This is a genomic window from Bdellovibrio sp. GT3 (genome assembly GCF_037996765.1).
Taxonomy (GTDB): Bacteria; Bdellovibrionota; Bdellovibrionia; order Bdellovibrionales; family Bdellovibrionaceae; genus Bdellovibrio.
In genome coordinates this window covers 1,558,356-1,572,323 of record NZ_JBBNAD010000005.1, presented here as the reverse complement: position 1 = coordinate 1,572,323, position 13,968 = coordinate 1,558,356, and the positions used below count along the sequence as shown (strand labels likewise).

At 47.9% G+C, this 13,968-nt stretch carries 16 protein-coding genes; 7 read left to right on the top strand and 9 right to left on the bottom strand.

All coding sequences use genetic code 11. The features are described from left to right. Window positions 1–166: 166 nt before the first annotated feature. Together AAAA73_RS15070 and AAAA73_RS15065 are read right to left on the bottom strand one after the other, a co-directional pair. On the bottom strand, window positions 167–613 hold the full coding sequence (locus AAAA73_RS15070; protein WP_340599301.1) for a hypothetical protein: 447 nt from the start codon (window positions 611–613) through the stop codon (window positions 167–169). 77 nt (window positions 614–690) lie between these two features. Continuing rightward, on the bottom strand, window positions 691–1,119 hold the full coding sequence (locus AAAA73_RS15065; protein WP_340599300.1) for a hypothetical protein: 429 nt from the start codon (window positions 1,117–1,119) through the stop codon (window positions 691–693). Window positions 1,120–1,305: 186 nt separating this feature from the next. On the opposite strand from AAAA73_RS15065, the gene AAAA73_RS15060 reads away from it, so the two are divergent. Together AAAA73_RS15060 and AAAA73_RS15055 are read left to right on the top strand one after the other, a co-directional pair. Continuing rightward, window positions 1,306–2,613, top strand: coding sequence for a hypothetical protein (locus tag AAAA73_RS15060; protein ID WP_340599299.1), 1,308 nt, complete (start codon window positions 1,306–1,308; stop codon window positions 2,611–2,613). 6 nt (window positions 2,614–2,619) lie between these two features. Further along, window positions 2,620–3,315 carry a hypothetical protein gene (locus AAAA73_RS15055; protein ID WP_340599298.1) on the top strand — a complete coding sequence of 232 codons (696 nt, stop codon included), beginning with the start codon at window positions 2,620–2,622 and terminating at the stop codon, window positions 3,313–3,315. 33 nt (window positions 3,316–3,348) lie between these two features. Here AAAA73_RS15055 and AAAA73_RS15050 read toward each other — a convergent pair whose 3' ends face one another. The 4 genes from AAAA73_RS15050 to hutU form a co-directional block, all read right to left on the bottom strand. Then, window positions 3,349–4,161 (bottom strand): ABC transporter ATP-binding protein, encoded by an 813-nt coding sequence (locus AAAA73_RS15050; protein ID WP_340599297.1) that lies wholly within the window; start codon window positions 4,159–4,161, stop codon window positions 3,349–3,351. Continuing rightward, complete coding sequence (locus AAAA73_RS15045; protein ID WP_340599296.1) at window positions 4,161–4,988, bottom strand: ABC transporter permease; 828 nt, start codon at window positions 4,986–4,988, stop codon at window positions 4,161–4,163. Before AAAA73_RS15045 ends, AAAA73_RS15050 begins: the two co-directional genes overlap by 1 nt. Window positions 4,989–5,000: 12 nt before the next feature. Continuing rightward, entirely contained in the window at window positions 5,001–5,987 is a 987-nt protein-coding gene (locus tag AAAA73_RS15040; protein WP_340599295.1) for an ABC transporter substrate-binding protein, read from the bottom strand. A 174-nt stretch (window positions 5,988–6,161) separates the two neighbouring features. Continuing rightward, window positions 6,162–7,808, bottom strand: coding sequence for a urocanate hydratase (gene hutU / locus AAAA73_RS15035; RefSeq protein ID WP_340599294.1), 1,647 nt, complete (start codon window positions 7,806–7,808; stop codon window positions 6,162–6,164). A 129-nt stretch (window positions 7,809–7,937) separates the two neighbouring features. Between hutU and AAAA73_RS15030 the strand changes: the two genes are divergently transcribed. Continuing rightward, entirely contained in the window at window positions 7,938–8,501 is a 564-nt protein-coding gene (locus tag AAAA73_RS15030; protein WP_340599293.1) for a tRNA-uridine aminocarboxypropyltransferase, read from the top strand. Here AAAA73_RS15030 and AAAA73_RS15025 read toward each other — a convergent pair. The 3 genes from AAAA73_RS15025 to AAAA73_RS15015 all read right to left on the bottom strand — a co-directional run bounded on the left by AAAA73_RS15025 (window position 8,498) and on the right by AAAA73_RS15015 (window position 11,237). Continuing rightward, window positions 8,498–8,845, bottom strand: coding sequence for a hypothetical protein (locus tag AAAA73_RS15025; protein WP_340599292.1), 348 nt, complete (start codon window positions 8,843–8,845; stop codon window positions 8,498–8,500). The genes AAAA73_RS15030 and AAAA73_RS15025 overlap by 4 nt on opposite strands. A gap of 102 nt (window positions 8,846–8,947) precedes the next feature. Next, window positions 8,948–10,483 (bottom strand): histidine ammonia-lyase, encoded by a 1,536-nt coding sequence (gene hutH, locus AAAA73_RS15020; protein ID WP_340599291.1) that lies wholly within the window; start codon window positions 10,481–10,483, stop codon window positions 8,948–8,950. Between the two features lie 208 nt (window positions 10,484–10,691). Then, window positions 10,692–11,237 (bottom strand): outer membrane beta-barrel protein, encoded by a 546-nt coding sequence (locus AAAA73_RS15015; RefSeq protein ID WP_340599290.1) that lies wholly within the window; start codon window positions 11,235–11,237, stop codon window positions 10,692–10,694. Window positions 11,238–11,321: 84 nt separating this feature from the next. Between AAAA73_RS15015 and AAAA73_RS15010 the strand changes: the two genes are divergently transcribed. The 4 genes from AAAA73_RS15010 (at window position 11,322) to AAAA73_RS14995 (ending at window position 13,938) form a co-directional block, all read left to right on the top strand. Beyond that, entirely contained in the window at window positions 11,322–11,831 is a 510-nt protein-coding gene (locus AAAA73_RS15010) for an NUDIX hydrolase (protein ID WP_340599289.1), read from the top strand. A gap of 229 nt (window positions 11,832–12,060) precedes the next feature. Then, window positions 12,061–12,366 carry a hypothetical protein gene (locus AAAA73_RS15005; protein ID WP_340599288.1) on the top strand — a complete coding sequence of 102 codons (306 nt, stop codon included), beginning with the start codon at window positions 12,061–12,063 and terminating at the stop codon, window positions 12,364–12,366. A gap of 4 nt (window positions 12,367–12,370) precedes the next feature. Then, window positions 12,371–13,186, top strand: coding sequence for a DUF4423 domain-containing protein (locus AAAA73_RS15000; RefSeq protein ID WP_340599287.1), 816 nt, complete (start codon window positions 12,371–12,373; stop codon window positions 13,184–13,186). Continuing rightward, a complete protein-coding gene (locus tag AAAA73_RS14995; RefSeq protein WP_340599286.1) occupies window positions 13,183–13,938 on the top strand; it encodes a hypothetical protein in 756 nt (251 codons plus the stop codon). The genes AAAA73_RS15000 and AAAA73_RS14995 overlap by 4 nt, the downstream gene beginning before the upstream one ends. Window positions 13,939–13,968: the final 30 nt, after the last annotated feature.

The following is a 13,968-nucleotide window of genomic DNA, read 5'->3' as shown; positions in this document are numbered from 1 at the left end:
TTAAAGGCGTTAAATAAATAGGTCCTAAAGACTTATATTTCAGGTAAGAGTCTGCACGATGGTGCAGTGGACTTTTAAGCGGCAGGCACGGAGCACATAAAAAAAGGCTCCCAAGAGGAGCCTTTTTCTTAAACTAATTTTTATGGATAAAGTCAGTCCGTACCTTTTAGCGTGCGATGTCCGCCATAGTTTCATTGATCGTAAACTTACCACCTTTGATTTTCTCAAGAGCGGAATCCAAAAGATCACGATCCATTTTGTAGGACTTCATGTTGCAGATGCCATTCACAAGGTCATCGTAGTTCGGGCATGGTTTTGGGTAACAAGAAAGATTGAAACCCGCAAGATCCACAAAGCGGTCAGCAGAAACCGAATCAAGAGTTAACCAAGCCTTCTTATCTTTGCTGCGGAAGTATTTTGCGATTAGGAATACTTGATCTTCGTTCAACTGAGAGCAGTAAAGTTTTTTACCCTTTTGAGCACGCTCTTTATTAATCACGATCAACTGAGAGTTGATCGTGTCCACCAATTTATCAACGAATTCAGGTGTGCTGGTTTGCGCGAAAGCGGAAGAAGACACCATCAATGCGATCATCACTACGTACTTTTTCACTCTGAATCCCCTTGTAAGGTTTAGATAACTAAGCTCCCCCAAGGAGATAAGGTATTTGAGCGAAAATCACAAGGGCATTATCTACAGAGTGTTGTGAGGGCCACCCAAGCCGGCTTCACAGCGGGCTCTACCGGCTCTATATCCGCCGTGGGCTCGTATTGATTTAAGATATCGTTTTCATAGCGAGAACAGTCACCTTTTTTGAAATTTTTCTCTGAAGGAACCGACTCGAAAACGGCCATCATTAAGTCCATGTAGGCTTCATCGGCCTGGGACTGGGGCATATTATTTTCACGAACGACTTTAATTTCGTCAGTGACACGGCGAATGGCGCGAAAACGTTCCTTGTTGTTCTTTGCCATGTGCATTTCTTTCTGCAAAAGCTCCGCATAGGTATCTACTTGTGCACGTAAACTGCGGCCGCTGTACACTGGAACCTCTCGAGTGGCTGCTTGAGCCGCCCCCGCCAGGAACACTAGACCCACAACCCACTTCATGCTTTTCATAACGCCTCCAGAACGCCGAGCCCTTAAGGATTCGACCTGTAACATCATTTTATAATTCGCGATTTAAAATTCAATACGCACTTGCCCGAGCTTTATGACACAAAGCAAACTTTGGCCGCGGGGCATTTTGTTTGAATCTTAAAAACACGCAATATACGTTTTCGTACGGTAATGTACGGAGAGTTTATGCAACGCCTGATTTTGCTTCTTAGTGTGCTCGTTTCCTTTAATTTTGCTCGCGCTGCGGTGTGGACAGAGGTCAATGAGTGGTCTCCAACTTGGGAAGATCGCTTTTCTGAGTGGGTTGAAAATAACTGGCAAGTAGACTTCTTTGCCCGCAAACGCTTACCAAATGGGCAAAGCAATCCCTACTACGGACTGCGCACCGATTGTGCTGACACTGTTTATTCCATGCGACTTATTTTCGCGTATGAAAATAAATTACCGTTCGTCATTCAGGATCCAACGGCATCAGGTCGCACGATCTCCAACAAAATGGCGCGTTGGGATCGTCAGAACGAACAAGCCCGAATCAAAAACTTTTTGGTGTACATCTATAACATGACCAGCACCAAGTCGCTTCCGAACGACACGTATCCGATCGCGATCTCACGCAACACTGTACGTGCGGGTTCTTTGATTCTGACAACAGCGGTGAATCATCACTCCTGGACAATCAAAGAAATGTTACCGATTGGCGTGCCTCATCTGGTTTACAACTCCACCATTGGAGCAACTTCAAGTGCGACGTTGCAGGAACGTCAATCCTGGCCAAATCCTGAATGGGTTTTCGAGGGCGATCAAACGCCGGCTGGCAATGCAGGATTCCGCTACTGGAAACCGGCACAATACATCGGCCAACCCGCGTGGAAAGTTCCTGGCTACAGCGAAGAGCAATACAAAGTTCCATTGAAACGTTGGGTGAAGTATTCGCAAGGACGTTTGGCACTTCGTCGTGAAACTGATGAACAGTTGATGGCGCGCTTGATGAAAGTGACATGCCAAGGTGTTCAAGGCCGAGTGAGCGCGGTGAATGATGGCTTGAATGCCTTGCGCTCGACAAAAAAATGCATGAAGTATGCAGACTATGACACCTATTCGACGCCTTCGCGCGATCAGCGTATTTTTGACGACTACGTGACTTTGCGAAAAACGTATCGTGATTTGGTGCTTGCCAATAATGCGGCAGAGTTAAGTTTGGACATGCGTGTCCGTTTGAATAAGATCTTCCCGTTCATCGAAGAAACCATGGCCAGCGAAACGCGTAAAATGGCGGCAACCGGGGTTGATGGCACTTCAGTGTGCACCACCGAATACCTGTCAGGACAATATATTGATCTGGCCGAGTTCAAACGCCGCCTATTTGCGGGACTCATCTCAAACAACCCTATGGACGAAGCCCAATACCGTTGGGGCCAGCTCCGTGGACCTTCGCAGCGTGCAAGAAGCTGTCAATCATGGGATGTTTGGGTTCCGAATCTGAAACAGGATTAAAGGACTATGAACGATATTAAATTAAAAAACTGGCTTATCGCGGCTGTCGTTTTGTTCACTCTAGGTGGCGCCGCCGATTATTACTTTTTGCATATTCTATTCCCGCTTAAGCAGGACATCCTGCACGGAGCTGTGACTGATCAGCAGCCTTCACCAGGCGCCATGGCCACAGCCACTCACATTGACAGCACATTGCACGGCGAAGCCGGAACAGCGGCTGTCGTGGCGGACTCTGGCAAAGACACTTTCAATGAATCCTTGCGTGCGTGTGCGCCTGAAATCGCAGCCCAAGCGGTGGGAACTCCAGAAGCTTTGATCGAGTACCTTCGTAAAAGCCTGGGGATTAAGTCTGAAAATGTTTTGGTCGAGAACTATCACCTGGTTCTGCCAGACGGTGCCAAACGCCGCATTCATGTGATCGGCGACGACAACACCAACTCCAAAGACAAAAAGATTGTGAAGTTCTATAAACTGGATGCACAAGAACTGCCTGAGGAGATCCCTCTAAGCAAAGGCGATACAGTTGAGAAACTATTGGCAACCGGGAAAGTGGCTCGTGCTGAGAAGAAAATGGAGTTGCTGTTAAAAGACGACTCCACGGCTTCTTTGGAAATGCATGACAACACGATTTTCCAGTTTCAGTTTAACAATCATGGCAAGGTCTTATCTTGCTTGTATAAAGATTGTCAGTGTGGACAGTAATGAAAAAGGGAGCTTGGTAGCTCCCTTTTTTTTTTAGTCGCCTGTTGAACCGCGCAGTTGCGCGTCTTGGAAGCGGTTTTGTTCGGCCATGACCATGTCGCTGATTTCGCGCTTAAGGGCATTGAAATCGTTAGCGGCTGGATTTCTTGGACGAGGTAGATCCACGATCAGATCTTTTTTCACTGTCCCCGGTCGATATGTCATCACAACAATTCTATCGGCAAGGTAAATGGCTTCTTCCATACTGTGAGTTACAAACACCACGGTCTTTTTAGTCTCTTGCCACAGTTTGATCAATTCGTCTTGCAAGCTTCTGCGAGTCAGGGCATCCAAGGCTCCGAACGGTTCATCCATCAGCATAATCGGTGGATCTAACGCCAATACGCGAGCGATAGCCACACGTTGGCGCATGCCGCCTGATAGATCTTTTGGAAAACGTTTGCGGAACTCTGTGAGTTTTAATTTCTCAAGCAGGCTGTTCAGTGTTTTTTGAATTTGCTCTTCAGGGACATTTTTCTTGATTCTTAATCCGAAGGTGATGTTGTCTTCGACCGACATCCAGGGAAAAAGCGCGTACTCCTGAAAAACCATGCCGCGATCAGGTCCCGGTTCAAAGATTTTCTTTTCTTCAACCAACACCTGCCCATTCGTGGGCATTGAAAATCCTGCGATAGCATTCAACAGAGTGCTCTTGCCACAACCCGATGGTCCCAGCAAACACAGGAACTGCCCGCGTGGGATTTCCAGGTTAATGTCTTTAAGTGCGATAACGTCTTTACCCTCGTCACCGCCGTGAAAAATCTTGTCAACGTTCTGAACTTTGATTTGAGTTAGTGTTTCAGCCATTATTCAAGACCTCGATGCCAGCGCAGCAAGTGGTTGTTTAATTTATCCACGACCGTATCAATCGCAAGTCCCAAAAGACCGATCGAAAACATCCCGGCAATAATCTTATCCGACCAGAAGTACTCACGCGCTTCCAGAATACGGTAACCCAGTCCACTGTTCACCGCGATCATCTCTGCCACGATCATACAGATGAAACCTGTCCCGATACCGATGCGCACGCCACTCAAAATGTATGGCATCGCTGCCGGAACGATGATTTTTCTGAACATCAGAAATGATCCAGCCCCCATATTGCGGGCAGCACGGATATAAATAGAATCCACCGCACGCACGCCCACGATAGTGTTCATCAACACCGGGAAGAAGGCTCCCAAGGCGATCAGGAACACGGCCGGGGGATTACCCAAGCCAAACCACAAGATCGCCAATGGAATGTAAGCAATCGGTGGGATGGGACGAAGTACCTGCACTAGTGGATTCATATAGTCGTAAACTTTTTGACTGGCACCCATGACCAGCCCTAACGGTAGCGCCAAAACGCCGCCGATCAAACAGCCAATCAGCACACGGTAAAAACTGGCCCACAGGTCATGAAGCAACTCGCCGGAAAAAATCCATTCAAGTTTCGACATTTCGCCTGCGGGATCATAGGCCTCCATCGGCATAAGGTATTGATACCAACGTGTGATCACCGCGGACGGCGCTGGCAACACCTGTGGATTCACCCAGCCCAAACGGACCACGGCTTCCCACACGGCGACCATCAGTAGTGGCACCCAAATTCCTTTTATACGTGTGCTAAAATCAACCTTTGCCTTAGCCATTCAGTCTCCCCGCTATTTTACACCCAAGGATTTCTTGGCATCGTCCAAGAGATCGATTTTCACCCAGTCTGCCGCTTTTGGAACTTTCTCCATGCGACCGACCCCGTACTTATGCATAAAGTCCGTGGTGATTTGAATGTGCTCAACTGTTAAGTGATAAGCATACGGAGAGTTCCCGATAGCATCTTTAAAATCCTGTGGAGTGATTTGCCCTTTGAAGACTTTCTCTACCACGAATTTTTCTGCGATCTCGGGTTTATCCATGAAAAGTTTTGTGGCTTCCACGAAGCACTTCATGAATCTTTCGGCGACATCTTTTTTCTCGTTATACATTTTCTCGGTCATCACAAGTGTACGAATCGGCATACCCATTGGTGTGTCGTAAGGCTTCATCAGCTCCACGCCCCAACCCTTGTTGATGGCTTGGGATGATTGCGGTTCACTCTGTGCCATGGCGTCGATTTGTTTTGCCTGCAGGGCCTGGTTCAAATCGGCGAAGGCCATATAGACGATTTGCACGTCTTTGCCTTTTTTATCCGACCAGGTCAGATTGTTTTTCGCAAGCTCTGCAAGAAGCAACAACTCCTGCGCCCCACCGCGGGCCACGCCAACTTTTTTGCCTTTGAAATCCTTGATCGACTTAATATTGAGCTCGGGACGAACCACGATGCGCGCTCCACCTTCAGCGAAACCTGCAACTGCATAGATAGGCACTCCGCCTGATCTTCCTGCGATAGCAGCATCGGCAGCACTGGCGGCCACGTCAATTTCTCCTGCTATAATTGCCGGCATGATGTCGATGCCCTTGGCGAAAACTCTTTCAGTGACTTTCAAATTATACTTTCCGCAGAATTCCGGAAGGTAACTGATCGCACCATAATGGGCGAATTTCAAATTTCCGACTCGAACTAGATCTGGGGCTTTTTTTGGCTGTGCTTGCACGAAACTTAAAGGTGCTAATGATAGAACAACGCTGAGAATCCATTTGTGAGATAGCATTTCTGACCTCCATGGTTAGGACCAACACTTTATGGTCTGCCCGATGGCAAAAGAATGCAAACATGAATTAACTGAGATTAAGCAGACTGAATATGAGAGAGAAATTATCAAGCGGAGACAATACGAATATGAGAAAAAAGGCCGAAGTTTTTTAAACTTCGGCCAGTAAAGTAACTATAACCAGCAGCTGTTCACACCGCGCTCTTGCGCCACTTGTTTTGCAAGCTCATAGCCTGCGTCCAAATGTCTAAATACACCCATTGCTGGATCGGCAGTTAACACTCTTTCAAGACGTTTCGCTGCTTTTTCAGTACCGTCCGCAACGATCACTTGTCCTGCGTGCTGGCTGTAACCCATACCCACACCACCACCATGGTGAAGACTGACCCATGTAGCTCCGCAAGCTGTGTTTACCATCGCATTCAAAAGCGCCCAGTCACTGACTGCATCAGAGCCATCCTTCATCGCTTCTGTTTCGCGATTTGGAGAAGCCACAGATCCGCAATCCAAGTGGTCACGACCGATCACGATCGGTGCTTTCACTTTTCCTTCTTTCACCAGTTGATTCAGCATAGCACCTGCCTTCGCACGCTCGCCGTACTCAAGCCAGCAAATACGTGCTGGCAAGCCTTGGAAAGCGATTCGCTCTTCAGCCATATCCAACCAACGCAAAAGATCTTTCTTGTGCGGGAATAGTTTTCTCATCGCATCGTCAGTCACTTTGATATCAGCCGGATCACCAGACAGTGCCACCCAACGGAATGGACCGGAACCTTTACAGAATAGTGGACGGATGAACGCCGGAACGAAACCTGGGTAATCGAATGCATTTTCAACACCCGCTTCTTGAGCACGGGCGCGCAAGTTGTTGCCGTAATCGAAAGTCACAGCTCCCTTGTCCTTCATTGCCAGCATTCCACGCACGTGTTTTGCCATGGAATCATAAGCGGCTTTCAAATACGCCGTTTGATCTTTTTCGCGGAAAGTTTTTGCAGTTTCTACTGTGTAGCCTTCAGGGATATAACCCACCAATGGATCATGGGCAGAAGTTTGATCCGTCAAAAGATCCGGCGTGAAGCCTTTGTCCATCAGTTGATGAATAACGGTCGCCATGTTGCCTTGAAGGGCCACGGATTTCGCCTCGCCCGCTGCTGTGTATTTTTTGATACGAGCGATTGCATCGTCGATGTCTGTTGCAACTTCGTCGATGTATTTTGTTTCAAGACGCTTTTGAATACGAGTTGGATCGATTTCAACGGCTAGCACACATGCTCCCGCGAACACACCTGCTAAAGGCTGTGCTCCACCCATACCGCCCAAGCCCGCAGTCAGAATCACGCGACCTGTAAGATCGCCATTGAAATACTGACGACCAGCTTCAACGAATGATTCATAAGTACCTTGGATGATGCCTTGAGTTCCGATGTAAATCCAAGAACCCGCCGTCATCTGGCCGTACATCATCAAACCTTTTTTATCCAGTTCGTTGAAGACTTCCCAAGTGGACCACTTAGGTACAAGGTTGGAGTTCGCCAACAGCACGCGAGGTGCATCTTCGTGAGTTTTTAGGATACCGATTGGTTTGCCGGATTGAACTAGCAAGGTCTCGTCGTTTTCAAGTTCTTTCAAGGCTTCCAAAATTTTATCGAAGCATTCCCAGTTACGAGCAGCTTTACCGATACCACCATACACAACCAGATTCTCTGGATGCTCAGCAATTGAAGGATCCAAATTGTTTTGAATCATGCGGTAGGCGGCTTCTTGCAGCCAGCCTTTACAAACCATCTTGTTGCCAGTTGGGGCTTTTACGACGCGAGACATGTGCTCTCCTTTTGAATTTACAAGAGCTAGAACCTAGCAAAGGCCATAGGCATTGACAATGGAGTGCGATGCATCAATAGTGCGCCCATGACTCTGGAACGCAAAAGAAAGACGAAAGACCCTTGTCCTGTGTGCTTTTTAAATAAAAGCCGCTGCATTTGCGCGTCCATTCCAAAATTAACTCTGAAAACCCGCCTCTGCCTGGTGGTTCACGCCAAGGAACTGAAGCGCACGACCAACACGGGTCGCTTGGCCGTGACCGCCCTTACGAATAGCGAAATGCGCATCCGCGGAGTCGAGGGCGATGCAGTCGATCTTAGTGATCTTCTGGTGCCTGAATACCGCACGGTTTTGTTTTATCCATCTGAAAATGCCTTGGAATTGAATGCTGAATTTGTCGCGGCGGATCCTCGCCCGATTCAATTGATTGTTCCCGATGGAAACTGGCGCCAGGCCAGTAAAGTCCACTACCGTCACCATGAATTGGCCGAGGTGCCACGAGTGATGATTAAGGAAGCCAACAAGTCTTTGCATCACATGCGCGCAGAAACAACAGCTGAGGGCATGGCGACTTTGCAAGCGATTGCGGAAGCGTTCGGAATTACCGAAGGAGCTGAAGCACGCAAAGCCTTGATGGATTTGTATGAGGCAAAACTAAAAGCGACCCTGGAGGGTCGCAGTATTAAAATCTAATTTTCGTATTCTTCGACTGCGTCGTAGAGATCTTTAACATCGCAGTTCAAGCGACAGTTGGAGTTACAACTAACCCAAGCCGTATTCCCCGGAGCGATATACCCTGGCGAACAACGTGTTGAGCAAGAAGGTATTCCATAAGTCGTGCCCTGTTTGATATAGCAAGTGGAACGAGCGTTACTTTCGGCAGCTCTTTCCGCACGATCTTCGATATTGCGAACGCAGAAACTATCTCCGCCCTTGCAAGAACCCGAAGCACTCCCTGTCCCCGTCACCCAAATCGTCTTTGAAAACGCCGGAACCACCAAGAAACTCATCAATACAAAACCAATCAATGCTTTCATCTTAACTCCTCTACATTCCCAAAGGCGCCTGCCGGTTTTTTGATACACGGTGCAGAACCGCGGCGGTTCCGCACTGCATTTCCAAAAGGTACGGCGTACCTTTTACCACTCGAGTTCGCCGACCGTTTTTTCTACTACCGCCATCAACTCGCCGGACACCATCATGGCTTTGATAGCCTCGACGTCTTTGTGGAAAATGCGGTCTTCTTTTGCGAACGGAACTGTTTTTCTGATGTGCTCATGCACGGCTTTCACCGCTGCCGCTGGCTTTAGTGGAGCCAACAGGTCGATTGCTTGAGTGCCGGAAAGAAGTTCCATCGCAATCACATGCTCTGCGTTTCTTAGGATTTGTGCAAATTTTCTTGCTGCAATAGTTCCCATGGAAACGTGGTCTTCTTTTTCAGCCGAAGTCGGAATGGAATCAACGGACGCTGGATGTGCCAAAACTTTGTTCTCACTCACCAGTGATGCCGCTGCCACTTGCACGATCATGTGACCGGAGTTCAAACCACCGTTTGGTGTCAGGAATGGTGGAAGCTCACTCATTTGTGTCGAGATCAATTTGGAAATACGGCACTCAGAAATGCTTGCCTGAGAGGAAATCACGATACCTGCGAAATCCATTGCGTGCGCAACAGGCATACCGTGGAAGTTACCGCAGGAAAGAACTTTATTTGCATCGGCAAATACCAACGGATTGTCCGTGGAAGAATTCGCTTCAGTTTCCAAAACTTTAACAGCGTAACGAACGCCGTCTTTGGCAGCTCCGTGAACTGCTGGCATACAACGAAGGGAGTACGCATCCTGAACGCGGTTGTCTTGTATTTCGTGGGACTCACCGATCGGGCTGGTTGCGCCCATGATTTTAATCAAGTTGCGACCGGTTTTACCCTCACCCGCATGCGGGCGGCTTGCTTGAATCAATGGATCGAATGGTTTTCTGGAACCTCTCATACCTTCCAGAGTCATCGCTCCGGCAAGGTCCGCGATCCACAACAAGCGACGCGCTTCCCACAAAGAAAGCAAACCGATGGATGTCATCACCTGACAACCATTGATCATGGAAAGGCCCTCTTTCGCTTTCAGCTCCAGCGGGGCTATGCCCTTTTGTTTCAATAACTCAGTCACGTGAACGGGCTTGCCATCGTTACCCCACGCTTCGCCTTCACCAATAACTGTCAGAGCCAAATGAGACAACGGAGCCAAGTCACCCGAAGCACCCACAGAACCTTGGGATGGAACCACAGGAATGATGTCGTTGTTCAGGAATTCCAGAATTTTATCAACCACTGTCGGACGAATACCGCTGTGGCCTTTCGCCAAAGCATTCGCACGCAAAATCATCATCGCGCGAGTTTCAGTTTTCGTGAATGGAGCACCGATGCCCATACAATGAGAGCGGATCAGGTTTCTTTGCAGTTGCTCGATTTCGGAATCAGAAATTCTAACGGAAGAGAAAGCACCGAACCCGGTGTTCACACCGTACATCACTTCACCGCTGGAAATACGACCCTCGATGTAGTCGCGGGACTTTTTCATTTCCGCGCGAGCAGAATCCGCCAACTCCACTTTCATGGAAGGTGTGTGTGCGGCTTTATAGAGATTTTCGATCGTGATATTTTCACCAGTCAATTGCATGGCGGGAGCTCCTAATTTCATTCGTAAAAACAAGGTCCCGATCCTAGCCCAACACCCCCGAAAAAGGCACGGCCGACCCACAAAGACGCACCGCGCATCCAAAAGGCGCCAGCCGGTTTTTGGGGATGCGGTGCGTTTTTTGTGGGGTGAAATGAAAAAAGCCGGCGCTGGGCCGGCTTTTTAGAAAATCGATATTTGAAAATCGAAATTAGAATTGAAGAGGCAGGGACACAGAAAGCATCCATGAGTCCATTTTACCTTTATCCGCAACATCGCCAGAATCTGTTTTAATTTTGTCGATGTTTTCCATTGTGTACTCAAGATTCAAAGAGATGAATGGAAGAAGTGTTGTGCCAACACCGATTTTCACTGGCTTACCTTCGATTTTTGGATTGCCAGTACCATCGAGTTTGATTTCACTCATCACGCCATAACCAACCCAACCTCTTAGCAAGATTGGAAGGTCAATACCTGCTACTGCATAAAGAGTGTTGCGTTTTGCATCATAGTTAGACGCGCCATCTGGTTTATATTTACCACTTACACCCAAGTTGTAATCCAAACCCACCCACAACATAACCGGAGTTTTGTAAGCTAGGCGCGCGCCCATGTTTACTAACTCAGTCTTACCTGTCGGGCTATAATCTGTATGCGAACCCATCTCGTAACCCAAGTACGGCTCAATCAAAATATCCGCTTTTGCATTTACTGAGAATCCAACCATCAGTGCTAATACTAGCCACATTTTTTTCATAACTTCTCCTTTTTGTAACACCAAAATTCTAAACACTTGCTCTACAATTCTGGAATCACCTGAGTACAAGGTCAAGGAGACCCGATGGCTAGACCCGCCTTTAGAGACGACAAAGAATATTATGAATCACTCCCTGGCAAACGCATTAGCACCGGCGCACTGGTGTTCTATAAAAACCAGGCTCTGCTGGTGCAACCTTCATACTCCGCAGGATGGATTTTGCCGGGAGGCACAGTTGAAGCCGAAGAGTCGCCGATGGAAGGACTCATTCGCGAAGTGAAGGAAAACCTCGGTATCATCATCACCCCGACCCACGTCTTGGCGATCGACTACATCCCCAACAAAGATATCAAGGGCGAGTATTTAAGTTTCTTGTTTGGCGCCGTGGATTTGAATGAATCACAAGCGCAAAACATTTCGGTATCTTTAAAGAACACCAAAGATTTTAAATTCGTCGACATGAACATCGCGTATTCGATGTTGGTTCCTTCGGTTTCCCGACGCGTGCAAAGTGCACTGAAAGCGGTGACTGAAAACTATGTTATGGTTTACCTTGAAGACGGAAAGATTCCGCCGCGGGATTTGCCGCTTTAAAATCGCAACTCACCAAACCCATACAACTCATCGCAGAACCGACATCGGTTCCGCATCGCAATAAGAAGTAGGACCTGGCACCGTCTAAAACATGGACGGTTGTGGAGTTTTTACAGGTGGTCTCTGAGTTTAGAGATCAGCGACCACAATGATCTCTGAAGTATCGCGATTTCATGATACTGAATGCTACACCTGAGTTCAGAAAAAACACACTAACCAGGAGCTAAATATGAAATCCGTATTCTTCGTTTTAATCGCTATGACTTTCTCTATGTCCGCTAACGCAGGCCAGGCACTTTGCGGCGCAAAGGCATTGAACCTTGTTAAATATTTGACTCAAGATGCAACCCCAGAGTTCAAACAAGCTCTTCGTATCACGAAGGCTTCTGCCATTAACTCTGCTGACCCTTCCGTTGTTGCAGAAGTATTCACAGTTGAAGCTATGGATAATGGCTACGAAGTTCGCGCTATTGCCTGGGACGCTGACAGCACTCCTGTTTGCGAAATCGTAGGCTACAAAAAACTTTGGGACTAAGACCTTGAGTAAGACAGAAACCTTTTTCCATCATGAATATCTGAAGCAGGAGCTCGCAAAAAGAATGCAGGTCAATCCGCATTACTCGCTGCGATCTTTCGCTCGGGATCTTGACGTGGGCCACTCGTGGCTTTCTGAATTCCTGGCTGGAAAAAAGGGCCTGTCCGAAGCCACTGCTGAAAAAATCGTTACAATCCTGTCGCTCAGCCGCCAGGACGCTGAACTTTTCAAACTCAGTTCTCGCGCAGCTCATGCACGTTCAGGTGCGGAGCGCGCGCGTGCTTTGTCTGAATTAAAACAAATTCAGCCTAAAAAAATACGCAAAGTAAAAGCCCAGGAGTTTGCACGCGCTGGCTGCTGGTACCATCTGGCGATCTTGGAGCTTACAGAACTCCCCGACTTTAAACATCATGAACTGGATATCGCGCAAAGACTGCGCCTGCCCAAATCCACGGTCAGCCGCGCTTTGGATGAGCTGGTCTCACACGGACACTTAAAGATTGAAAACGGTAAAATGCAGGCCGTCTCCGCCCAGTCAGAATCCGACATGGATATTCCAAGTATCGCTATCCGCCAGTTTCACGAACAGATACTGCAACTGGGCCAACGCGCCTTACACGAGCAAATAGTCGATCAGCGTGAATTTATGAGCACGACATTAGCCTTCAATACCGATCGCATGGCCGAGGCAAAAAAGGCCATTCGTGAGTTTCAAAATTATTTTTCCAAAGAATTCTATCAGGAAACCGACAACAAAGATTCGATTTATCAAATGTCGATGCAGTTCTTCCGCATGGATAAAAAAGGGAATAGCGTATGAGACTTCTTCTGTCAGCATGTCTAATTCTTCTATCACTTGCGGCTCAGGCGGGACCACGTGTCGTTGGCAACGGTGGCGATCATGTTTCTTTGGAGTTTGTCGAGCTGGCTCGTCAGGTTTACTACAAGATTCTTTATTCAGAACATAAAGACTTTGACGTGGACTCCTTGGAAGCAGCCATTGCTTCCACAAAAATTCAATCCACAGATGAACAATTGATCCTGGACGGCGTGCCTAAAGACGCCATCAACTATCCAAGTCAAAAGCGCATCATCTTCAATCGCAAAGCCTGGTCCCAAATGAACTTGGAGCTCCGCTCTTTGCTGGTACTTCATGAATACCTGGGAGTTATGGGAATCAATGACTCGACCTATTCGGTTTCCACAAGACTGTTGCAAATTCGCTCATTCGCGATCAGCAGCGTGCTGTGCAAGTCAGATAAAGGTTATGGCTGGGGAGAAATCTTCATCGGCCGTAATTTACCGGAAGAGCAAATATCCTTGAAGGTGAGCTTCTCTACTCACCTGAGAACTGCGCAGGGAGTGATTCAATACGCTGATCAAAATGAAATCGCCATTAAGAAGACCGAAGTCAGTCGTTTGCTAGCCAATCGCAGCATGAGTCTGAACCTGACCTCAGAGCGTGGCGCATTCCTCGTATCCCTGACACCCAGTGGTTTCGAAAACCAAATGCAGGGCTTCTTCTTCGTCATGGGACAGACTTTCCCCGTAAACTGTGTAATTCGTAATTAAGCTGACACCAACACATCGCGGAACCGCAGC